This window comes from Corynebacterium hylobatis (assembly GCF_003955685.1).
In the GTDB taxonomy this organism is placed as follows: domain Bacteria; phylum Actinomycetota; class Actinomycetes; order Mycobacteriales; family Mycobacteriaceae; genus Corynebacterium; species Corynebacterium hylobatis.
In genome coordinates, this window is sequence record NZ_RXHJ01000005.1 from 260,940 (window position 1) to 282,589 (window position 21,650).

Annotated in this window: 23 protein-coding genes, 1 tRNA gene and 1 pseudogene; 12 read left to right on the forward strand and 13 right to left on the reverse strand. The window is 66.8% G+C overall.

The window, feature by feature from the left end:
- Window positions 1-28: 28 nt before the first annotated feature.
- Genes EAH68_RS05465 through nth form a run of 3 tightly spaced genes read right to left on the reverse strand, consistent with a single transcriptional unit; the run spans window position 29 to window position 2,099 of the window.
- The gene (locus EAH68_RS05465) at window positions 29-808 is read right to left on the reverse strand and encodes an NUDIX hydrolase (RefSeq protein ID WP_126120306.1); all 780 of its coding nucleotides are present in this window, start codon (window positions 806-808) and stop codon (window positions 29-31) included.
- The gene (locus EAH68_RS05470; protein ID WP_126120307.1) at window positions 805-1,401 is read right to left on the reverse strand and encodes a TlpA family protein disulfide reductase; all 597 of its coding nucleotides are present in this window, start codon (window positions 1,399-1,401) and stop codon (window positions 805-807) included. The genes EAH68_RS05465 and EAH68_RS05470 overlap by 4 nt, the downstream gene beginning before the upstream one ends.
- Window positions 1,402-1,403: 2 nt before the next feature.
- The gene (gene nth / locus EAH68_RS05475; protein ID WP_241228303.1) at window positions 1,404-2,099 is read right to left on the reverse strand and encodes an endonuclease III; all 696 of its coding nucleotides are present in this window, start codon (window positions 2,097-2,099) and stop codon (window positions 1,404-1,406) included.
- Window positions 2,100-2,440: 341 nt separating this feature from the next.
- Between nth and glxR the strand changes: the two genes are divergently transcribed.
- Window positions 2,441-3,124, forward strand: a complete 684-nt coding sequence (gene glxR / locus EAH68_RS05480; protein WP_126120309.1) for a CRP-like cAMP-activated global transcriptional regulator GlxR — start codon at window positions 2,441-2,443, stop codon at window positions 3,122-3,124.
- 87 nt (window positions 3,125-3,211) lie between these two features.
- Here the strand turns inward: glxR and EAH68_RS05485 are convergent, their stop codons facing one another.
- From EAH68_RS05485 to EAH68_RS05500, 4 genes are read right to left on the reverse strand one after another with little or no spacing between them, the layout of a single operon-like run.
- Complete coding sequence (locus EAH68_RS05485) at window positions 3,212-4,033, reverse strand: MBL fold metallo-hydrolase (protein WP_126120310.1); 822 nt, start codon at window positions 4,031-4,033, stop codon at window positions 3,212-3,214.
- A 50-nt stretch (window positions 4,034-4,083) separates the two neighbouring features.
- A complete protein-coding gene (locus EAH68_RS05490; RefSeq protein ID WP_126120311.1) occupies window positions 4,084-4,545 on the reverse strand; it encodes a RidA family protein in 462 nt (153 codons plus the stop codon).
- Window positions 4,546-4,701 (reverse strand): Sp36 family protein, encoded by a 156-nt coding sequence (gene sp36 / locus EAH68_RS05495; protein ID WP_126120312.1) that lies wholly within the window; start codon window positions 4,699-4,701, stop codon window positions 4,546-4,548. It lies immediately after the preceding gene.
- 23 nt (window positions 4,702-4,724) lie between these two features.
- Window positions 4,725-5,060: a WhiB family transcriptional regulator gene (locus EAH68_RS05500; RefSeq protein WP_126120313.1), complete on the reverse strand. Its 336-nt coding sequence runs from the start codon at window positions 5,058-5,060 to the stop codon at window positions 4,725-4,727.
- Between the two features lie 168 nt (window positions 5,061-5,228).
- Between EAH68_RS05500 and EAH68_RS05505 the strand changes: the two genes are divergently transcribed.
- Window positions 5,229-7,601 (forward strand): penicillin-binding protein, encoded by a 2,373-nt coding sequence (locus EAH68_RS05505; RefSeq protein WP_206436360.1) that lies wholly within the window; start codon window positions 5,229-5,231, stop codon window positions 7,599-7,601.
- Window positions 7,602-7,608: 7 nt separating this feature from the next.
- On the opposite strand, the gene EAH68_RS05510 is transcribed toward EAH68_RS05505, so the two are convergent.
- Window positions 7,609-8,082: a GatB/YqeY domain-containing protein gene (locus tag EAH68_RS05510; protein WP_126120315.1), complete on the reverse strand. Its 474-nt coding sequence runs from the start codon at window positions 8,080-8,082 to the stop codon at window positions 7,609-7,611.
- A 35-nt stretch (window positions 8,083-8,117) separates the two neighbouring features.
- On the opposite strand from EAH68_RS05510, the gene EAH68_RS05515 reads away from it, so the two are divergent.
- Both EAH68_RS05515 and EAH68_RS05520 read left to right on the forward strand, forming a co-directional pair.
- Window positions 8,118-9,047: a metallophosphoesterase gene (locus EAH68_RS05515; RefSeq protein WP_126120316.1), complete on the forward strand. Its 930-nt coding sequence runs from the start codon at window positions 8,118-8,120 to the stop codon at window positions 9,045-9,047.
- Window positions 9,048-9,108: 61 nt separating this feature from the next.
- Window positions 9,109-9,182: transfer RNA gene (locus tag EAH68_RS05520), tRNA-Pro, on the forward strand.
- 167 nt (window positions 9,183-9,349) lie between these two features.
- Here the strand turns inward: EAH68_RS05520 and EAH68_RS05525 are convergent.
- Window positions 9,350-10,750 (reverse strand): YhgE/Pip domain-containing protein, encoded by a 1,401-nt coding sequence (locus EAH68_RS05525; protein ID WP_126120317.1) that lies wholly within the window; start codon window positions 10,748-10,750, stop codon window positions 9,350-9,352.
- A gap of 130 nt (window positions 10,751-10,880) precedes the next feature.
- Between EAH68_RS05525 and EAH68_RS05530 the strand changes: the two genes are divergently transcribed.
- Genes EAH68_RS05530 through EAH68_RS05555 form a run of 6 tightly spaced genes read left to right on the forward strand, consistent with a single transcriptional unit; the run spans window position 10,881 to window position 16,734 of the window.
- Window positions 10,881-13,814: a DUF4040 family protein gene (locus EAH68_RS05530; protein ID WP_126120318.1), complete on the forward strand. Its 2,934-nt coding sequence runs from the start codon at window positions 10,881-10,883 to the stop codon at window positions 13,812-13,814.
- On the forward strand, window positions 13,811-14,173 hold the full coding sequence (locus tag EAH68_RS05535) for a cation:proton antiporter subunit C (RefSeq protein WP_126120319.1): 363 nt from the start codon (window positions 13,811-13,813) through the stop codon (window positions 14,171-14,173). Before EAH68_RS05530 ends, EAH68_RS05535 begins: the two co-directional genes overlap by 4 nt.
- Window positions 14,174-15,697, forward strand: a complete 1,524-nt coding sequence (locus tag EAH68_RS05540) for a monovalent cation/H+ antiporter subunit D family protein (RefSeq protein ID WP_126120320.1) — start codon at window positions 14,174-14,176, stop codon at window positions 15,695-15,697.
- Between the two features lies 1 nt (window position 15,698).
- Window positions 15,699-16,118 carry a monovalent cation/H+ antiporter subunit E gene (locus EAH68_RS05545; protein WP_126120321.1) on the forward strand — a complete coding sequence of 140 codons (420 nt, stop codon included), beginning with the start codon at window positions 15,699-15,701 and terminating at the stop codon, window positions 16,116-16,118.
- Complete coding sequence (locus EAH68_RS05550) at window positions 16,115-16,387, forward strand: cation:proton antiporter (RefSeq protein ID WP_126120322.1); 273 nt, start codon at window positions 16,115-16,117, stop codon at window positions 16,385-16,387. Before EAH68_RS05545 ends, EAH68_RS05550 begins: the two co-directional genes overlap by 4 nt.
- Before the next feature lie 2 nt (window positions 16,388-16,389).
- Window positions 16,390-16,734: a Na+/H+ antiporter subunit G gene (locus EAH68_RS05555; RefSeq protein WP_126120323.1), complete on the forward strand. Its 345-nt coding sequence runs from the start codon at window positions 16,390-16,392 to the stop codon at window positions 16,732-16,734.
- Window position 16,735: 1 nt separating this feature from the next.
- Here the strand turns inward: EAH68_RS05555 and EAH68_RS05560 are convergent, their stop codons facing one another.
- The 3 genes and pseudogenes from EAH68_RS05560 to EAH68_RS05565 form a co-directional block, all read right to left on the reverse strand.
- Window positions 16,736-17,422 carry an Ltp family lipoprotein gene (locus EAH68_RS05560; RefSeq protein ID WP_126120324.1) on the reverse strand — a complete coding sequence of 229 codons (687 nt, stop codon included), beginning with the start codon at window positions 17,420-17,422 and terminating at the stop codon, window positions 16,736-16,738.
- 74 nt (window positions 17,423-17,496) lie between these two features.
- Window positions 17,497-17,646, reverse strand: a pseudogene (locus tag EAH68_RS15165) (RNA-guided endonuclease TnpB family protein); the annotation flags it as partial.
- Window positions 17,647-17,658: 12 nt separating this feature from the next.
- On the reverse strand, window positions 17,659-18,645 hold the full coding sequence (locus tag EAH68_RS05565) for an RNA-guided endonuclease InsQ/TnpB family protein (protein ID WP_241228304.1): 987 nt from the start codon (window positions 18,643-18,645) through the stop codon (window positions 17,659-17,661).
- 47 nt (window positions 18,646-18,692) lie between these two features.
- Between EAH68_RS05565 and tnpA the strand changes: the two genes are divergently transcribed.
- Window positions 18,693-19,079 (forward strand): IS200/IS605 family transposase, encoded by a 387-nt coding sequence (gene tnpA, locus EAH68_RS05570; RefSeq protein WP_126120325.1) that lies wholly within the window; start codon window positions 18,693-18,695, stop codon window positions 19,077-19,079.
- Window positions 19,080-19,270: 191 nt separating this feature from the next.
- Here the strand turns inward: tnpA and EAH68_RS05575 are convergent, their stop codons facing one another.
- Window positions 19,271-20,869: a catalase gene (locus EAH68_RS05575; protein ID WP_126120326.1), complete on the reverse strand. Its 1,599-nt coding sequence runs from the start codon at window positions 20,867-20,869 to the stop codon at window positions 19,271-19,273.
- A gap of 149 nt (window positions 20,870-21,018) precedes the next feature.
- On the opposite strand from EAH68_RS05575, the gene EAH68_RS05580 reads away from it, so the two are divergent.
- On the forward strand, window positions 21,019-21,612 hold the full coding sequence (locus EAH68_RS05580; RefSeq protein ID WP_126120371.1) for an RNA polymerase sigma factor: 594 nt from the start codon (window positions 21,019-21,021) through the stop codon (window positions 21,610-21,612).
- Window positions 21,613-21,650: the final 38 nt, after the last annotated feature.

Here is a 21,650-nt window from a genome sequence, read left to right on the forward strand (position 1 = left end):
GACGTGCCGGAGAGGAGTGCTCCGGTGTTTACCGGAGAAATCTTACCCGGTTGCCCGGATCGGAATAGCGCGGTTCGTTGTTGCGGGATTTCGCCAGCGTCTCCTGCAGGTCAAGAGTGGTCTCCCGGTCCCAGGGGCGCGACCAGCCGCCCTGGTACAGCAGCGCGGAGAGCAGGCCGGCAGTGAAACCCCACACGAGGTAGTCGTTGATGGTGAAGGCGGGCCCCTTCCATCCCGACCAGCCCACCATGAGGCGGTTGCGGGGGTCGACCAGGTCGGAGAGGTAGGCGGGAAAGACATCCGCCACTTCCGCGGGGCTGGCGATGCCGACCTCGCCGGGGGTGTGCCAGTGGCCGAGTACCGGGTGCACCGGGTAGCCGGAGGCCCGGATGTGGACCGGATCCATCTCCGCCACCGGGGTGACGGTGGTGCGGTCCAGCCCGGTCTCCTCCCAGGCCTCCCGCAGGGCGGCGTCGACCGGGTTGAGGTCGGTGGGATCAACCCGGCCGCCGGGGAAGGCGATCTGCCCGGAGTGGGAGCGCATCGCGGGCGAGCGGTGGGTCAGCAGGACCGCGGCGTCCTCAGGCGGATAGGCCTGGAGATGGTCGGCACCGGAGAAGAGCATGAGGACGGCCGCCGAGCGGTCAGGGCCCTCCCGGTTGGTCATGCAGGCGTCGACGCGCCGGACATCGGGGTGTTCGCGGGCGTCCGACACCTCGGAAACCAGTTGGCGCAGCCAGCGCGGGGCCTGCTCCGGATTCAGTTCGGTGTTGCTGCCGGGGTGGTCGATCCCGAAATCATTCCTCACGTGTCCTCCACTGCATCAGCGACGGCCTCGCTCAGTTCCTGGACCGACTGGAACGTCCTCGGGTACAGGGCCAGCTGCTCGGTGCCGTCGAATACCAGCGTCAGGGGGATGACGCCGGGTAATCCCAGGGTACCGGCGAAAAGATTGTCGTCATCCTGGTAGCTGGGCAGGCTGATGCCCAGCTCCTCGAGCATCGCCGCACCGTTGCCGGGGTTTGCGTCAGCGTGGACGCCGACGACAGTGTATTCGGGGTGGGTGGCGGCGAACTCGTCGAAGTAGGGCAGTTCATCGCGGCAGGGTCCGCACCACCAGGCCCACACATTGACCACGGTGATGCCCTCCCCCGCCCCCTCACCGGTCTCGCCGCCGAGGCAGTCCAGCGTCACCCCACCCGCGCCGATGGCCGGGCAGTCCGGGCGTGGCGGAACATCGCTTTGCGACGCCCCGTCGTTCCCCGCGCTCTCCGTCGTGACGGCCGCCTGCGGCTCTCCGGCAGGTTCGTTGACGGTGCGCAGCATCGTGGCGGCCGCGGCGAAGACTCCGACGGTGAGGAGGAGCCCGATGATGATGGTCCAGGTGTGCTGCCGGTTCATGTTCACGCTCCGGAGGTGGGGTCGTAGGAGGGGCAGTCCCGGGCGATGCCGCAGGACACGCAGTCGGGGCGACGGGCGTGGCACACCCGGCGGCCGTGGAAGATGAGCCGGTGGGAGAACATCGTCCACTCCTTCTTCTCGATCTGTGCACACAACGCCTGTTCGATGCGCAGGGGATCCGTCGCCTCGGTGAGCATCAGCCGACCCGCCAGGCGGGTGACGTGGGTGTCCACCGCCAGGCCCGGCAGCCCGAAGGCGTTTCCGCGGACGACGAGCGCGGTCTTACGCCCCACACCGGGCAGGCTCACCAGGTCCTCGAGGGCGGTGGGCACCTGGCCGTCGAAACGCGCAACCAGTGCCTCGCCCAGCCCGATGAGGCTCTTCGTCTTGGCACGGAAGAAACCCAGGGGTCGGAGGATCTCCTCCAGCTCCGCGGGTTCGGCAGCGGCATAGGCAGCGGCCGTAGGATAACGGCGGAACAGTTCCGGGGTGACCTGGTTGACCCGGACATCCGTCGTCTGGGCGGACAAGACCGTGGCGACCGCCAGCTCCAGTGGGTTGCGGTGGTCGAGTTCGCAGTGTGCATCCGGATGGATCTGGGCCAGAACACGGTTGATACGGCGGGCCCGCCGCGTGCGGCCCAGGTCAGTCTCGGTGCCGCTGGCGGCGGGATGGGAATGTGAGGACGTGACCGACATACGGGACAGCTTAGCCATTACGATGGACACCCATGATCGCCGTTCTCGTCGTCGCCGCCCCGTTGGTCCTGGCGCTGTTCGCTCTGCTGATGGAGAAACTGGAGTCCGTCGTGTTGCAGACCGGTGATAAATCAACGAATTAGATACCGCGTATTATAATCAGTGTGATGTGACAAATTTCCCTCCGATACCTACCAGTGACCAATTCCACGGTAGGGTGGTGGCGAACACATTGCGCCGGATATCACAGATGTGCCCGATCCGCGGGCTGCAGCCTATACCACCGAGGTTTTCCCCCGGCGCCCTGTCAACTAACGTCGATTATGACCTAGGAGCGATAAGTGGAAGGTGTACAGGAGATCCTGTCCCGCGCCGGAATCTTCCAGGGGGTGGACCCCGTGGCCGTGGCCAACCTGACCCAGGACATGGAGACGGCCCGTTACCCCCGTGGAACAACAATCTTTGAGGAGGGCGAACCCGGCGACCGTCTGTACATCATCACCGCCGGCAAGGTGAAACTGGCCCGCCACGCCTCCGACGGCCGGGAGAACCTCCTGACCGTCATGGGCCCCTCCGATATGTTCGGTGAGCTGTCCATCTTCGATCCGGGTCCGCGCACGTCCTCCGCCGTATGCGTCACCGAGGTCCAGGCCGCGACCATGACCTCGGACATGCTCAAGCAGTGGGTCTCGGACCACCCCGAGATCGCCCAGCAGCTCCTGCGCGTGCTCGCCCGCCGCCTGCGCCGCACCAATGCCTCCCTGGCCGACCTCATCTTCACCGATGTCCCCGGCCGCGTGGCCAAGACCCTCCTCCAGCTGGCCAACCGTTTCGGTTCCCAGGAGGGTGGCGCCCTGCGCGTCAACCACGACCTCACCCAGGAGGAGATCGCCCAGCTCGTCGGCGCCTCCCGCGAGACCGTGAACAAGGCCCTGGCCACCTTCGCCCACCGTGGCTGGATCCGCCTGGAGGGCAAGTCCGTGCTCATCGTGGACACCGAATCCCTGGCCAAGCGCGCCCGCTGACCCCGGAGCCGAAAAAGAAACCCGCAGCCCTTGAGGGCTGCGGGTTTCTTTTTCTTCACTCCCTGGCTCTCCGCCGGGTCAGGCATGTCAGATGGTCTTCACACCGTCAAGGTAGCGCAGGGCAACGCGGGTGGACTGCTCCGCGGCGTGACGCAGCACCGGATCCACGTCGTCGTACATCTCGTCGATCAACGTCTTCAGCTCCACGCCCTCCCCCTGCCGGGCACGGATGTCCCGGATCTGCTCGAGGCGGAGATGACGGCGGTCCAGGTACTTTCGGGCAAAGGCCGAGACGTCCCTGCCGTCCGGACCGTGACCCGGCAGCAGCGGAATGTCCCGCCCCCGGCGCTCCAGCAGCTCCAGGGTGCTGAGGTACTGCCCGAGGTCACCGTCGGTCTCGGAGATCATGGTGGTGTGCCGGCCCGCGATGGTGTCACCGGTGATGATGCCCTCCAGGGTGGATTCCCCGGGGACACCGGACCAGATGAAGAAGCACACTGAGTCAGCCGTATGACCCGGGGTATGCACGACCTCGATCTGCGGGGTGACACCGTCGACGGTGATCACCTCGCCGTCGGCGAGGGGTCCGACATCATCGGAGGAGGCGGTCCGGGCGAAGGCGCGGACCGGCGCGCCGGTGAGCTGGCGCAGACGCGGTGCGCCGTCGGCATGGTCAGGGTGGCGGTGGGTCAGCAGCACCAGTGCGATCTCCCCCGCATTCGCCCGGATGACGTTGAGGTGGCCCTCGTCCTCCGGCCCCGGATCAATCACGATGCTGCGGGTGTCACCCTCAGCACGGACAAGCCAGGAGTTGGTGCCCTCCAGGGCGGCATAGCCCGGGTTGGCGCACAGGATCACCGACACGGAAGGCGTCACCGGGCGACGCTGGCTGTAAGCAGGATGCTCCATGGGCATCAGCTTAGCCCGGTTTTCCCGGCCTGCCGAACCGGGGAAGCAGGTTAGTCGGAGACCTCGACGATGAGCTCAATCTCCACCGGGGCGGCCAGCGGAAGCTCCGCGACACCCACGGCGGAACGGGCATGGGCGCCCGCCTCACCGAAGATCTCACCCATGAGGTTGGAAGCCCCGTTGACCACCGTCGGCTGGCCGGTGAAGCCTTCGGCGGAGGCGACGAAGCCCACGATCTTGAGGACACGGGTGATCTTGTCTACACCCACGAGCGCATCTACCGCAGCCAGGGCGTTGAGGGCGGCGGTGCGAGCCAGGTCGGCAGCCTCCTCGGCGGTAACCTCGGCGCCGACCCTGCCGGTGGTGCCCAGGGCACCGTCGATGAAGGGCAACTGTCCGGAGGTCCAGACCTGGTTACCGGTCCGGACGGCGGGTACATAGGCCGCGACGGGGGCGGCGACGGCGGGCAGGGTGATCCCCAGCTCGTCGAGCCGCTCAGAAACGGTCGACATCTAGTTCTTCTCCCGCTTCATGTAGGCGACGACGTTCTCCGGGTTCGGTCCCGGCATGACGGTGACGAGTTCCCAGCCGTCCTCCCCCCAGGAGTCGAGGATCTGCTTGGTGGCATGTGTGAGCAGCGGAACGGTGGCATATTCCCAAGTGGTCATGACGTCCAGCGTACCGGGGGTACTCACATGCCGTTCAGTTCCCCACCGGAGGACAGGTAGGCGGCCCAGTTGGTGATCTGCGGGTTGTTGCGCAACAGGGCACGGCGCTGACGCTCCGTCAGGCCACCCCACACGCCGAACTCGACCCTGTTGTCCAGGGCATCGGCCCGGCATTCGGTGAGCACAGGGCAGTGCCGGCAGATGACGGCAGCCTTGCGCTGTTCAGCTCCACGGACGAAGAGGGCATCAGGGTCTCCCGTACGGCACGTCGCCTGGGTGATCCACTCTCCTCGCTCATAATTGACAGGATGCTGGTCAGAGGGGGAACGGAAGGTCTCGCCAGCGAGTGGGGTTGCCATCATTCGCTCCTTTCAAACGGTCCAGGTGGCCCAGACTCACATTCAGGGCCACTCGGCCTTTATGCGTGTAAGTCTATTCACAGTATTAACATGAAGTCGAGTACGTCACACTTTTAGGGGGAACTATTCGGTTCCCCCCTCCCCCCATACGTGCGTAGGGTAATGAACGTGTCTGTTTGGAAATCCCTGGCCAATATGGTTGCCGCCACCGTCGTCGCAGGTGTGGCGGGCGCGCTCGCCCTCGCCCCCGTCGCGGGTATATCCGGGGCTGGTATTGCCCGGACGAATGAAACGATGGCCTCCAACCTCTCAGAGCTCACCTACGGCGATACGCCGGGCGTGACAACCATCACCGACGCCACCGGTGAGCCGATGGCGTGGGTGTTCCACCAGCGGCGTTACGAGGTGCCCGGCGACCAGATCTCACAACACATGAAGGACGCGATCGTCGCCATCGAGGACCACCGGTTCTACGAACATGACGGCGTCGATATCCAGGGCACGGCCCGCGCGATGCTGACCAACGTCATGGCCGGCGGGGTCGAGCAGGGCGCCTCCACGCTCAACCAGCAGTACGTGAAGAACTACCTCCTGCACATCGAGGCCGAGACTCCGGAGGAGCAGTCCGCCGCGGTCGAACAGTCCGTCCCCCGCAAGCTGCGGGAGATGCGCATGGCCTCGGATCTGGACCGCAACCTCAGCAAGGACGAGATCCTCACCGGGTACCTGAACTTGGTGCCCTTCGGCAACCATGCCTACGGCGTCGAGGCCGCCGCCCGGACCTACTTCAGCACCAGCGCCGCGGAACTGTCCGTGCCGCAGGCGGCGATGCTGGCCGGCATGGTGCAGTCCTCGGAGTTCCTCAACCCGTACACGAACGAGGAGGGGGTGACCAGCCGCCGCGGCGCCGTCCTGCAGGCGATGGCCACCCACGGCTACCTCAGCGCCGAGGAGGCCGCCGCCTACGCCGCGGAACCACTGGGGGTCCTCGACTCACCGGCCACCCTGCCCAACGGCTGCATTGCCGCTGGTGACCGCGGCTTCTTCTGCGACTACGCACTGACCTACCTCGACTCGAAGGGACTCGGCCGCGACCAGCTGCGCGAAGGCGGCTACACCGTCACCACCACCCTCAACCCGCAGGTCCAGGACGCGGCCCGCGCCGCCGTCGCCCGTAATGTCGACCCCATGGCCACGGGTGTGGCCGAGGTCCTCAACGTCGTCGAGCCGGGCACCGACTCCCGCGACATCCTCGCCATGACCTCCTCCCGCAACTACGGTCTCGACCTCGACCAGGGGCAGACCATGCTGCCGCAGCCGAGCTCACTGGTGGGCAACGGCGCCGGCTCCGTGTTCAAGATCTTCACCGCCGCCGCCGCCATCGACCAGGGCATGGGCCTGGAGACCCAGCTGGACGTGCCCACCCGTTACGAGGCCCGTGGCCTGGGCACCGGTGGCGCCGCCAACTGCCCGCCCAACACCTACTGCGTGGAGAATGCCGGCGCCTACCAGTCGCGCATGACCCTGCGCGAGACCCTCGCCTACTCCCCCAACACCACCTTCATCCAGCTCATCGAGCAGGTCGGCGTGCCGGCGGTCGTCGACATGTCCGTGAAGCTGGGGCTGCGCAGCTATGCCGAGCCCGGCACCCACGACGGGGAGCGTTCCATTGCGGACTACATGAAGGAGGCCAACCTGGGCTCCTACACCCTGGGCCCCACCCCGGTGAACCCGCTGGAGCTGGCCAACGTCGGCGCCACCATCGCCTCCGGCGGCCGGTGGTGCGAACCCAACCCCATCGCCAAGGTCACTGACCGGAGCGGTCAGGAGGTTTTCCTCGAGCGACCCGACTGTGAGAACGCCGTCGACCAGGGTGTGGCCAACGCGCTGGCCATCGGGATGTCCGATGACCTGACCATCGGCACCGGAGCGAATGCCGCCCGGGCCAACGGCTGGTCCGGCCAGGCCTCCGCCAAGACGGGCACCACCGAGTCCCACCAGTCCTCGGCCTTCCTCGGCTTCAACAGCAATTTCTCCGCCGCACCGTACATCTACAACGACGGCACGACCACCACCCCGCTGTGCACCTCCCCGGTGCGCCAGTGCGCCAGCGGCAATCTCTTCGGCGGCTCAGAGGCCGCCCAGTCCTGGTTCCAGACCGCCAACCTCGTCCCCGCCGCACTGAGCGGCACTCTGCCTGCCATGGACGAGCGTTATGAGCTGGGCACCACCCATGCCGTGCTCACCGAGGTCGTCGGCCTGACCGAGGCGGATGCCCGCCGCCGGCTCGAGGGAGAGGGCTACCAGGTCAACGTCCGCAACACCCCAGGAAGCCAGCCGCGCGGACGCGTCGAACGCGCCGTCCCGCAGGGCATGCTGCGCCCCGGTGGCACCGTGACCCTCGAGATCTCCACCGGCCCCGCGCCACGGACCACGGCTCCGACCACCTCCCCACGGGAGAGCCGCCCGGCGCTGCCGGAGATCACCCAGGACGACATCGACTCGCTGACCACACAGCTCCGCGACACCTTCGGGTTCTAGGGCAGGGTCAGGCCAGCTTCGCCCGGACCGCCGCCGACAGGCGCTTACCGTCAGCCTGACCGGCGGCTGCTGCGGTGGCGGCCTTCATGACCTGCCCCATCTGCTTCATGCCGACCTCCGTCACCTCGACGCCCTGCTCGGCGGCGACCGACGCGACAGCATCGTCGACGAGGGTGGCCACGGCGGCGTCATCAAGCTGGGCGGGCTGGTAGTCCTCGAGCACCGCCACCTCCGCCAGCTCCGTCTCCGCCAGCTCAGGACGGTCGTTCTCGGTGTAGATCTCCGCGGACTCGCGACGCTTCTTGATCTCCCGGGCGATCACCTTGAGTATGTCCTCATCGGTGGCCTCATGCTTCGCGCCGGTGGTCTCCTCCGCCTGGATCGCAGCGAGCAGCATGCGGATTGTGCCCGTCCGCTGCTTCTCCCTCGCCTTCATGGCGGTCTTCAGATCGTCCCTGATTCTGCTCTTGAGCTCACTCATGGGCCCCAGGGTACGCGCCGGGTAGGGTGGTCCGGGTGAACGAGACAGCCAAGGTGACCAAGCGCATCCTCCCCCTCGCGGGCCTGACCGGCATCGGCGCCCTGGCCGCCACCGCAGGTCTCGCGGCCTGGGGGAACTCCGAGCTCCGCAAATTCGAGCTCAAGGACATCACCGTGCCCCTGCTCCCGCCGGGCGCACTACGGGGTAAGCCGGAGTTCCGCCTCCTCCACATCTCGGATCTGCACATGATCCCCGGGCAGGACACGAAGACCGCCTGGGTGAGCGCCCTGGACTCCCTCAGCCCGGATCTTGTGGTCAACACCGGTGACAACCTCTCCGATGAGCGCGCCGTCCCCGACGTCCTCCGTGCCCTCGGCCCGCTGCTCAACCGCCCCGGCATCTTCGTTTTCGGCACTAACGACTACTGGGGTCCACAGCTGGTCAACCCCTTCTCCTACCTGCTCAAACTGCGCCGCACCCCCTCCTACATCGACCTGCCGTGGCGCGACATGCGCGCCGCCTTCATCGAGCGGGGCTGGCACGACGCCACCCATAAGCGCGTCGAGTTCCAGGTGGGCGGGGTGCGCATCGCAGCCGCGGGTGTCGACGACCCGCACCACAACCTCGACGACTACTCCCTCATTGAGGGCCCACCGAACCCGGACTCCAACCTCTCCCTCGCGCTCCTGCACTCGCCTGAGCCGCGGGTGTTGTCCCGCTTCGCCGAGGACGGTTACCAGCTCTCCCTCTCCGGCCACACCCACGGTGGCCAGCTGTGCCTGCCGGGTTCGCGGGCGATCGTGACCAACTGTGGCATCGACCGGGCGCGGGTCCAGGGACTCCATGACTTCGGCCCGATGAAGATGCACGTCTCCAACGGACTGGGCACCTCCAGATATGTACCGTTCCGCTTCTTCTGCCGTCCCTCCGCCACCCTGCTGCGCATCACCGAGACCACCGCCTGAGCTGCGGTTTTGTTGCCGGTCAGGATGTGGGCTATGGTATTCCAGGTACCACGGAGTACACCGGGATATGGCGCAGCTTGGTAGCGCGCTTCGTTCGGGACGAAGAGGTCGCAGGTTCAAATCCTGTTATCCCGACCGCTCACAGAACACCCCCTGACTGGAGAAATCCAGTCAGGGGGTGTTCTCGTCGTGCGCTCGAGGTCGATATCACCTCGTCGATTTCACCCTGATTCCGACCCGGCGGACGCTCCCCTCGACGAGGCGTTCTCGACGAGCCGCGGCCGCCGGTCCAGACGCTCCGCTCAGTGCCGGCCCCGGCTCCCCAGCGCCACGCCCGCAACCCCGGTCACCGCCATCGCCCCGAGCACGCCGAGGGCGAGCCAGAGTACCTGCGGGGTGGCGGCGTTACCGACCGTAGTCAGACCTGCGGTGGCCCAGCTCAGCGGGGAGAGGTTCGCCAGGATCTGCCAGCCGGCGGCCACGTCGGTGTAGGACAGGGACTTCCACACCCAGCCGACCAGACCGATCTGCGCCACACCGAGGACAGCGGCGGTGATCCAGCCGGCGACCGGACCAAGGAGGCTGAGCAGCACGCGGGTGGCCATGGCGGCGGCCAGGACGCCCAGCGCCAGGACCAGGGCAGACCAGGCGGCGACACCGGCGGTCAGGCCGGCGGCGGTTAGCCAGAGCAGCACCGCTCCCAGGCCGGTGAGTCCCAGGACCGCACCGAGGAGGATCCACCAGTTGCGGGTGGCACCGGCGAAGGCCCCGCCGAGCATCACCAGGGCAGCGATGAGCAGGGCATACATGGGGGCAAGCGCCACGACAGGCGATTCCGCCACCTCAGCGGTGGTCTGGGTGACGGGCAGGGCGCGCTGAACGGCGCCGATGCGGTCCTGGGTGCGGGTGGCCATGTCGTCTATACGCTGGGCGCCCTCACCGAGGGTGTCCACCCCGGCGACGGCTTCGTCGACACCGCCCTGGGCCTGGCTGAGGCCGTAGGCCAGGTCCTGGGCGCCACGGGTGGCGGAGTAGATGCCGTCATGGAAGGGCTGGCCGGGCACACTCAGCTGGTCGGCGATCTGCCGGGAGCCGTCCTTGAGTGCGCCCAGCTGGTCGGCCATCTCCCCGCCGAGCTGCAGGGACTGGACCTGCCCGCGGAGATCAGTCAACTGCCGCCGGGCCTCGACGAGCTGGGGATCCCTCGTTCCCTCGAGTTCACGGACGGTGCGGTCGATGGCCGCCACGAGCTGGCCCTGCACCGCCTCAAGGCCGATGACGGTGTCCACGGCCTGCCCCACCCCGTCGGCAACCTCGGTGGCCCCGCCGCCGAGCTGGCCCACCCCGGCCTGGATCTCCACGAGCCCCTGGTGCAGCTGCTGTGCGCCGGCGACCGCCTCACCGAACTGCCCGGGCAGTGTGGTGGCCTGTTCGCGCATCTCCTCCACCCCGTCCCTGAGCTCACCGGTGCCCGCAGAGAGGAAACCTGCCTGGGCGCCGGCCTCGCCGGCGGCACGGCGGGCGTCGACAAGCTCGGTCGGGTGGAGGCCGGCGGCGGGCGCGGCGGCGGGTTCCTCGGCGCTGCTCCAGGCGCGGGAGGCATCGAGATGGGTGGTGGCGGCGATGACGGTGCCGATGATCAACGGGACCAGGAGGAGGATCGCCGTGACCCAGTGGCGGGTGCGTGTGGTGGGCAGGCTCATGCCTTCTAAAAGTACTGGTCGGCAGGGGTGGGTATGTGGTAGGCGCACCGGGATGTGAGACTGGTAACGTCATTGCGGATTTCTCCCCTGTCCCTCACATGTCCCCGAGCCGATTGAGCGTGGTAGTCCCGTGACGCTGATTATTGTCATTTCGCTCGTGGCGTTGGCGGTGGTGCTGTCCCCGCCCGCGGTGCGCGCCCTCGACAGAAACGCCGGCTGGCCGCTGGCGGTGATCTTCCTGGCCGCTGCGGTTCTCCTCGGACGGGAGCTGCCCGCGGTACTGGACGGCCGTCCGCTGGAGTTCTCCCGCGTGTGGGTCACTGACGTCATCGCACCGGGGGTCGACGTGGGGCTGTCGCTGCGCGGCGACGCCCTCGGCATGTTCTTCGCCCTGCTGGCCCTGGTGATCGGGGCGGTGGTGTTCATCTACTCCGCCGCCTACCTGCCCAGACGGCAGGGGAACACGAGTTTCTACACCATCATGACGGCCTTCACGCTGTCGATCCTGCTGCTGGTGCTCGCCGATGACGTGGTCGTGCTCTTCCTGGCCTGGGAGCTGGTCTCGCTGGCCTCCTTCCTGCTCATCGCCCGGTCGGGTTCCGCCGGTGAGGCCGGTTCCGCCCGTACCCTCATCCTCACCTTCGTCGGCGGGCTGACGCTGCTGGTGGCGGTGGCGCTCGCCGCGACCGCGGCGGGGACCACCAACCTGCAGGGCATCCTGGCCAGCGGTTTCTGGGCGGAACGTCCCGGACTGACGGTCGCGGTGGCGGTGCTGGTGGCGGTCTCCGCCTTCACCAAGTCCGCGCAGCTGCCCTTCCACTTCTGGCTGCCGGAGGCCATGGCCGCGGCGACCCCGGTCTCGGCATTCCTGCACGCCGCGGCGGTGGTCAAGGCGGGTATCTACCTGCTGCTGCGTTTCTCCACCGTCTTCCATGACGTGGCGGTGTGGAACGGGCTGCTCATCATCGTCGGCATGGCCACGGCCGTGGTCTCCGCACTGTTCGCGGTGCAGAAGACCGACCTCAAACAGCTCACGGCGTACTCCACCGTCTCGCACCTGGGCTGGATCGTGGCCACCATCGGCGTGGGCACGCCCTTCGCCCTGGCGGCAGCGGTGGTGCACACCTTCGCCCACGCCCTGTTCAAGTCCTCGCTGTTCATGCTCATCGGTGTGATCGACCACCAGGCCGGCTCCCGCGACATCCGCCGGCTGGGCCGGCTGTGGGACCGCATGCCGTGGACCTTCGGTTCCGTGGTCATCGGTGCGGCATCGATGGCCGCGGTCCCGCCGCTGCTCGGCTTCATCTCCAAGGAGGGCATGCTCACCGCCTTCCAGGACGCGCCTGCCTCCGGTCTCCTGCTGGCGGTGGCGGCACTCGGCGCGGTACTGACCTTCACCTATTCGGCGAAGATCGTCTTCGGTGCCTTCATCGACGGCCCACGCGACATGTCCGGCGTGCGCGAGGCCCCGGTCTCACTGTGGCTGCCCGCGGCCCTTCCCGGTGTGCTCTCCCTGCCGCTGGCCTTCGCGCTGCCGCTTCTCGACACCCCCGTCACCGCCGTCGTAGCCTCCCTCGGCGCCAGCCACGAATCGCACCTGGGCCTGTGGCACGGGATCAACGCCCCACTGCTCATCTCGGTGGCGGTGCTCGTCGTCGGCGTGCTCGGCGTGGTGGGGCGGAAGCGGATCTGGCCCGCGCTTGAGGGCCGCCGCCTGGCACCGGCCTCCGGCAACGAACTGCTCTCCGCCGGTGTCCGGGGCGCCACCGCCCTGGGCCGCGGTCTGGGGGCGATGGCCGATTCCCTCAACCCCACCCGTCATCTGCTGCCGCTGGTGCTCAGCGTCATCGTCCTCGGCGTGGCCACCTGGTTCAGTCCCGGTGTCGACGGCATCACCCCCGCACCCCGTACCCCGGGCCTGGACAACCCCTGGGACCTCATCCCGCTGGTGATCATCGCGGTTTCCGTGGTGGGTCTGGCGACGACCGGTTCCAGGCTGAGCGCCGCGGTGCTCATCGGCACCGTCGGCGTGGGTATGAGCCTGCAGATGATGCTGCTGGGTGCCCCGGATGTGGCGCTGACACAGCTGACGGTGGAGGCATTGACCGTCATCGTCATCATGATGGTGCTGCGTTACCAGCCGGCACTGTTCCCGAAGCCGGAATTCGGACGGAGACAGCTCGGCGCGCTGGTGATCGCCCTGCTGGCCGGAGCTGTGGCCTTCACCGGCGTGTACGCCCTGCTGGGCCGCCGCGAGCGTTCCGAGCTGGCCATGTGGTACCTCACCGAGGCTCCCGGGATCACCAGCGGACAGAACGTCGTGGCCACGATCCTGGTGGAGTTCCGCGCCCTGGACACCCTCGGCGAACTGTCCGTGCTGGGCATGGCCGCCATCGTCATCGCCGCGGTGGCCAAGTCGATGCCGCGCCACCCCTTCCGCGGTGGCACCCGGCCGGCGCCCTTCGGTCAGTCGCAGCTCAACTCCATCCCCATGCGCAAGGTCATCGTGCTGGTCATCCCGGTGCTGGTGCTCCTCAGCGTGCTGGTCTTCCTGCGCGGCCACCAGGACCCCGGCGGCGGCTTCGTCGCGGCACTGATCATGGGTGCGGCCATCGGCCTGGCCTACCTGTCGAAGGGACGCGACGAGATCGTCTTCCGAGAATCCACCCCGACCTGGTTGACGGGCATCGGCATCATGACCGCCGTGGGCGCCGGTTTCCTCGGACTGCTGGAGGGTTCCTTCCTCTACGCCATCCACGGCGACATCCTCGGCGAACACATGACCACCTCGCTCATCTTCGACCTGGGCATCTACCTGGCGGTGCTGGGCATGCTCACCATGGCGATCAACGCCCTGGGCGGTTACCTGCGCCCCGGTGTGGACACCTCCGAACTCGACTGGGCCCGCACCGGGGACGGGCCACTGCCGCCCACCCCGGAGGTCCCCGCCGGGGAGGACACCGCCGACCCCTGGCCGGAGCCCATCAACCCGGCCGCCGCGCCCCGTTCCGTGCTCACCGAGCCGGCCACCCACCAGGACACCGAGAAGGAGGAGAACCGATGATCCTCGCCCTGACCATCGCCATTCTGGTCGCCGGTTCCACGTACCTCATCCAGCAGCGCGGCATGGTCCGCATCGTCTTCGGCATGTCCCTGCTCGGTCACGCCGCGAACCTGACGCTGCTGGCCGGCGGGGTGGGTGCCTGGCGAGGGGAGCCCTTCCCCGACCGTACGGCGCTTGCCGACGCCGCCGATCCCCTCCCCCAGGCCTTCGTGCTCACCGCCATCGTCATCGCCATGGCCACCACCACGATTCTGCTGACGTTGGCGGCTCTCGGCCACGACGATGACACGGTGGTCCCGGAGCCCGCGGACGACACCATCGCCACCGATCCGGTACAGACCCTGGGCAGGGCGGCATAGATGGACTGGACACTGCCCCTCTTCGCCGCCGTCCCGCTGTTCAGCGCGGCCGTCGCCGTGCTGCTGCCCTGGCGCCGGGCCCGCGACATCCTGCACATAGGCATCCCCGTCCTGGGTGTGGTGGCCGGTGTGTGGCTGTTCGCCCACACCGCCGAGCACGGCACCATCGCCCACAACGTCGGCCTCTACGTCGGTGGCGTGGCCATCCCGTTTGCAGCGGACACCTTCTCCGCGATCATGATCATCACCACGATGATCGTCGCCACGGCCACCAACTGGTTCGCCACCCTCACCGGCGAGACGGTCTCCCGCTACTACGCCTCCCTGACGCTCATCCTCATCACAGGTGTCAACGGCGCACTGCTCACAGCCGACCTGTTCAACTTCTTCGTGTTCATCGAGGTCATGCTCCTGCCCTCCTACGGGTTGATCACCATGTCCGGTACCTGGGCGCGCCTGGCCGGCGGGCGGACCTTCGTGCTGGTCAACCTCGCCGCCTCCACGCTGCTGCTGGTGGGTGTGGGCATCATGTACGGCGTCACGGGTTCTGTGAACATCGCCGCGCTGCAGGGCACCGCCGCCGGCAACGGCCCCGCAGTCGTTGCCATGGGGCTGGTCATCATCGCGATCCTGGCCAAGGCCGGTGCCTTCCCCGTCCACACCTGGCTGCCACGCACCTACCCGACCACCTCGGCCGCGGTGATGGGTCTGTTCTCCGGTCTGCACACCAAGGTCGCGGTGTACATGCTCTACCGCATCTGGGTGCACATCTTCGACCTCGAGGACCGCTGGAACTGGCTGATCATCACCCTGATGATCATCTCCATGCTCATCGGCGCCTTCGCGGGCCTGGCGGAAAAATCCATCCGCCAGGTCCTCGCCTACCAGATGATCAACGGTATGCCTTTCATCCTGGTCATGCTGGCCTTCACCTCCGGGGACCCGGAACGCGCCCTGGCCGCGGGGCTGCTGTACACACTGCACCACATGATCACCGTCGCGGCGCTCATCCTCACCTCCGGCGCCATCGAGGAGACTTACGCCACCGGGCTGATCTCCCGCCTGTCGGGTCTGGCCCGGCGCGAACCTGTGGTGGCCGCGCTCTTCGGGGCCGGTGCCTTCTCCATCGTCGGCTTCCCGCCTTTCTCCGGTATGTGGGGCAAGCTTCTCCTCGTCTTCGAGATCGCCCGGGGCGGCGGTTGGTGGGCCTGGCTGGTCATCGCGGTCGTGGTGGTGGCCTCGGTGGGTGCGTTGCTCTCCCTGCTGCGGGTGTGGCGGGAGGTCTTCTGGGGCCAGCCCATGCAGCGCTACCCCACGTCCCTGCGGGTCTCTCCCCGGCTGCTGGCACCACCGGTTCTGCTGGTGGCCGGTTCCGTGGCGATGTTCGCCCTCGCGGGCCCGCTTCTCGACGCCACCCTCACCGCTACCGCCGGACTGCTCGACACCGGGGGTTATGCCGCCGCTGTCCTCGGCGAGGACCCGGTGGGTGTCCCCGACATGACCGGACTTCAGGGAGCCCGCTGACATGCACATACTGATCTACATTCCATGGCTGATCAAGGAGATCTTCGCCTCCGGCCTCCAGGTGGCCTGGGCGGCACTGCGCCCCAACGCGGGTTATGACCCGGTGGTGGTGCGCTATCCCCTGCGCGTGACCACCGACTGGCAGATCTTCTGGCTGACCACCTCCATCACCGCCACCCCCTCCACCCTCTCCCTGGGACTGCGCGAGCCGGAGACTCCCGGGCAGCCGCGCATCCTGCTGGTACAGGCCGCCTTCGGCTCCGACCCGGCGGATGTGGTCGCCGGGCTGGCGGATATGGAGTCCCGCATGGCCCCGCAGATCCGCGACATCGACCACGGTGTGCCGGGGCAGGGTTCCGCCACTGAACTCCACCCCCGCTACTACGAGTACCCGCTCGGTCGGAAGGAGCAGCAGCAGTGACCCCCTTCGAATGGATCCTCGCGGCCTGCATCGCGGTCATGGCCGTCTCCCTGCTCTCCGGGCTGGTGCTGGTACTGCGCACCGATGACGTGCTCACCCGTGCCGTGCTCAGTGACCTGGTTTTCTACGCCATGATCTGTATCTTCCTGACCTGGACGCTGACCAACCCCACCTCCATCGGCTACGAGGTCGCCCTGCTCGCCGCCATCGCCGGCGGTGTGTTGCCCACCCTGTCGATGGCCCGCATCATCTCGAAGGGACGTCGATAGCCGTGACCGTCACCGAAATCATCGTCTCCGCCCTGGTCATCCTCGCCACCGTCATGGTCGTCACCACAGCGATCGCCATGTGGCGGGCGCCGGACGCCCTCACCCGGGTCAACCTGCTCGGCCCCACCGTCGGCGTGGCCTTCCCCCTGCTTGTCATGGGCAAACTCATCATCGACTGGTCCACCCGGGGTTTCGACCCGAACAACTTCGTCCGGGCCGTCCTGGCCATCGCCGGGGTGTGGATCGTCGCCTCCGTCGGCTCCTATTACATGGGCCGTTCCATCTACGGTGTCACCGTGGAAGATGTCCGGCACGCGGAGGAACGCGCCTACCAACCGGGCGCATGAATCAGAGGTTGTTCATCGCGTACTGCGCCTGCTCAGGTGTGTACTGCTCGTAGAGCAGCTGATCGTAGAGGGCTGCCGGAGACATCGGGGAAAAGGACTGGTAATCCCGCGCTGTGCGGAGCGCATTGGTGTTCCAGTCCGCCTGCACGTTATCCACTCCGTACTGCGCCTGCTCGGGGGTGTATTCCTCGTAGATCAACTGGTCGTACAGACCTGCCTTCGACATACCCGAGTAGCGGTCGTAGTTGCCGGCTGATTTCAGGGCGTTGGTCTTCCAGTCCGCCTGCACGTTGTCCACCGCATACTGCGCCGCATCCGGGGAGAACTGCTCATAGAGCAGCTGGTCGTACAGACCCGCCTTCGACATCGCGGTAAAGCTGTTGTAGGACCGCGCCGAATCGAGGGCCGCTGAAAACTCACGGCTGACTCCACCAGTGGCCGCGGTGGCCTGCCGCACAGAGCTCTCCTGAACGGTGGTCTCCCGTGCACGGGTTTCACGTGGAACAGGTTCCGGCGAGGCCGTCGAGGTCACGGTGACAGGCGTGGCTGACGGGGTGGTGGACGTCGATGCTGCGACGGTGACCGTCTCAGTGACCACGACCGTCTCTGCCTCCTCAGCCGTTGAGCACGCCGTGAGGGAAAGGGCGAGGGCACCGAGGAACAGGGGCAGGCGTACTGATGCGGACACGAGGTCTCCTTGTGGGTGTGGGAAGTCAGCCAATCTTAACGGTTCCCCACGGCTGAAGCCGGGGGATTTCCAGCTCAGACTGCACGTACAACATCCCCGGAAGGAGGCTGCACATGTCTTATGCCCTCAACACTGGTGTGGCCCCGTTCTGCCACAGCCAGAATCACCCTGGCAGCGTTCCGATCCCGACCCGCAGTGTGTCCGCAGGTCTGGCACCGGAAGGTTCGTTCACCGAGTCAGGGTGCTTGCTTGGCTCTCGCGAAACACCCCGAACACGTCATGGTCGTGTAGGCGGGCGTGACCAGCACCACCTTCCGGCCAGCCCGCTCGGCGATGGTGATAAGTTCGCGTTTCGCCGCACCGATGGCGGCGTCAGCTGCCTTCCTCGCCATCGTGGACTTGGTGAGAAACATCGGGTGGAAGTCTTCCACCGCGATCAGGTCGTGGGTGTCGGTGACTTTCTTGGCCCAGACGCGGGAGTCGTGCTGGGTCTGGCGGGCGGCCTTCTTGTGCAGCTTCGCGGCTCGGCGGCGAGCACGCTGATATCCCTTCGACTGTTTGCCGCCCTTGCGGTGACGACACGCCATTGTGCGCTGGGCTTTCGCAAGCTCAGCAGCACAGCGTCTCCGGTGCCCGAGATAGGGCAGGTCGTAGTGTTCGTTGGTGGTCGTGGCGGTGGCGGACACGCCCCAGTCGATACCGATTCCACCGGTGGCCTCGGGTGCTGGCTCTACTTCGCGGCGGACCACGAACGAGGCATACCAGTGGCCGAGGCTGTCCTGGTAGACGCGCACACTCGTTGGTTCGGAGGGAAGTTCCCGGGACCACACCACCGGAATCGACACCCCCTTGGGCAGTCTCAGGCGGCCCTCCTGGATGGAGAACCCGCGGGTGTTGTACTCCAGGGACGCCCACGTGCGTTTCTTCGCCTTGTAGGTCGGACGGCCCCGGCCCTTGACCGTGAACGAATGCTGGAGTGCCTGCGCATAAGAGCGGACCATGGACTGTTGGGCGACCTGGGAGCCCTCCCGCATCCACGCGTTCTTCCCCCGCAGCTCAGTGAGCAGCTTCCCCAGCTTCGCCAGAGTCGGCTTATTACCGACCTTGTGCTGGTGGACGGCCTCATTCCACAGGAACCTACACCGACCCCATTCCTGGGACAGCGATCGCTGCGCCTGCACACCGGGTCTGAGGCGGTAGGTGTAACGCACGATCTCGTCCACACCGCCAGCTATACCCCACCACACCATGGACCGTCCAGAGGTAGCACATCAGATCGGACAACAACGTCGTGTCCCACCGTGCCTACCACGTTGTCTGGTGCCCGACATACCGTCGCCCCGTCATCACCGGCGACGTGGCAATCAGGCTCACCGAGATCGTCCGGGAGGTCGCCGCCGAACGGGAGTGCACCATCATCGAACGGGACACCATGCCCGACCACGGACATCTGCTGGTCGACTGTGACCCGCAGTACGGAATCCACTGGCTGGTCACACAGATCAAAGGAAGGTCGTCTCGTGCACTCTGGCAAGAGTTCCCGTCCCTCACGTCCAGGCTTCCTACGCTGTGGGCACACTCGCATGTCGCCGCCGCTGTCGGCGGAGCAACACTGGAAGTGATCAAGAAATATGTGGAGAACCACCGTGGCCTATAAAGCTCCCCTTTCCCCTCCATGCCTGACGGCAGGGGTTTCCAGGGGTGACCTTAGATGACACGGCCGACTGACACCTCCAGCACCCGGCCCGAACAGAGGTTCGTCGGGCGAGATCAGCACCCCGGAAACGGAGAAACCGCCGGTGACCACTCTGCGTGGTCACCGGCGGTATTCAGCGGGGAGGGGCCTGACTAGTTGTCGCCCTCGTCGCCGACGGAGGCGGTGTGATCAGCACCGCTGCCCTTCTTCTGCAGGTAGAGCTGCTTGACGCGGGCGCCGAGGTTCTCGTCCACGTTGTTCCAGTACTGGTAGACGCGGGTCTCGGTCTCCTCGGAGATGCCCTGCATCGCGTTGGAGATGTTGTCCGCCAGACGCTCCTTCTCGCCGTCATCCATGACCTCGCGGTAGAGGATGCCCGGCTGGATGAAGTCGTTGTCCTCGGGGTGCTTGACGTAGGCGGCGCGGGTCAGATCGGAACCGTGCGGGTCCGGGTTGACGTAGACGTCCTCAGCCTGGCCGTAGGAGGTGTGGTTGGAGGAGGAATCCTCACCGTTGTCCAGGTAGCCGGCACCCTTGCTGTAGCGGTTCGGGCTGTAGGTCGGCTGGTCAGCGTCCTCGAAGAGGTACTGCATGTGGCCTTCACGGCTGTAGGTGTTCATGTCGTTGATCGGACGGTTGACCGGCAGGTCGCGGTAGTTGGGCCCGATGCGGTAGCGCTGCTGGTCGGCGTAGGCGAAGACGCGTGCCTGCAGCATGCGGTCCGGGGACAGGCCGACACCCGGGACGAGGTTGCCCGGATCGAGGGCGATCTGCTCGATCTGCGCGAAGTGGTTGCGCGGGTTGCGGTTGAGGACGAAGTGGCCGACGTCGATACGCGGGTAGTCCTTCTTGGACCAGACCTTCGTCAGGTCGAAGGGGTTCCAGCGGTAGTCCTCGGCCTCGGCGAACGGCATGACCTGGACCTTGACGTCCCAGATCGGGTAGTCACCCTCCTCGATGGAGTTCCACAGGTCCTCGCGGTGGTAATCGGCGTTGATGCCGGCCATCTCAGCGGCCTCGGCGTCAGTGAAGTTGACGACACCCTGACGCGAGATGAAGTGGTACTTGACCCAGAAGGCCTCGCCTTCCTTGTTAACCCACTGGAAGGTGTGGGAGCCGTAGCCGTTCATGTGGCGGGTGGTCTTCGGGGTGCCACGGTCGCCCATGAGGTAGGTCACCTGGTGGGCGGACTCAGGGGCCCGGGTCCAGAAATCCCACTGCATGTCGGCGTCGCGCAGGCCCGAGCCGTGGAGACGCTTCTGGGAGTGGATGAAGTCGGGGAACTTCACGCCGTCACGGACGAAGAAGGTCGGGGTGTTGTTGCCGACGATGTCGTAGTTGCCCTGCTCGGTGTAGAAACGCAGCGCGAAGCCGTGGACGTCACGCCAGGTGTCCGGGGACCCCTTCTCACCGGCGACGGTGGAGAAGCGGATGCCCATCGGGGTGACCTTGCCCTCCTGGAAGAGGTCGGCCTTGGTGTACTGGGAGACATCGTTGGTGATGTGGAGCTCGCCGAAGGCGCCATGCCCCTTGGCGTGGGGGATGCGCTCCGGGACATTCTCACGGTTGAAGTGCGCGAGCTTCTCAATCAGGTGGATGTCGTTGAGAATGTTCGGGCCCTGGGGGCCGGCGGTGACGGAGATGTTCTCGGACGGGACCGGCGCACCGTTGTGACGGGTGGTCTGGCCGGTGACCTTGGGGCGGAGGCCCCGGTCGACGATCTTGTCAGCTGCGGAGTTCTGCTCGCTCATAGCTCACTCTTTCTGTATCGATAATTAATCTTACCTATATGAGGGGGGTGATTGATAGCGTAGTCCCATTTTGTGACCCCCGCAACCTCAAGCGTAGCGATAAAAAGAAGGACGCGCAGGCCATCCTGGTAACGTCATGAGCCGTGACCATGCACTCCGCCGCCGATGACGCCCGCGTCACCGACCTGGCACTCCGGGCCGGCCGGGGCGACCGCGAGGCCCTGACGGAGTTCATCCGCGCCACCCAGGACGACGTCTGGCGACTGCTCGCCCACCTGGGCGACCGCGACATCGCCGATGATCTCACCCAGGAGACCTACCTCCGGGTGATGGGCGCGCTCCCCCGTTTCGCCGCCCGGTCCTCGGCGCGCACCTGGCTGCTCTCACTCGCCCGCCGCGCCTGGATCGACAACATCCGCCACGACATGGCCCGCCCCCGCAAATCCATCACCGAATACGAGGATGCCGCCGCCACGATCCCCGTCGACGGTGCCAACGCCTCCTCATGGTCGGAATGGATCGACGTCCGCACACTCATCGATGCCCTCCCTGAGGAACGCCGCGAGGCCCTCATCCTCACCCAGGTCCTCGGCTACACCTATGAGGAGGCCGCGAAGATCGCCGGCGTGCGCATCGGCACCATCCGCTCCCGCGTGGCGCGTGCCCGCCGGGACCTCATTGCGTCGACAGCAGCCAGTTCCGAGGAGGAGAAACAGGACGGGGAGGCTGGCACCGGCCGCTGATCCCGGCGAGGACGGTCCCTGTTTACGTACCCTGGTTT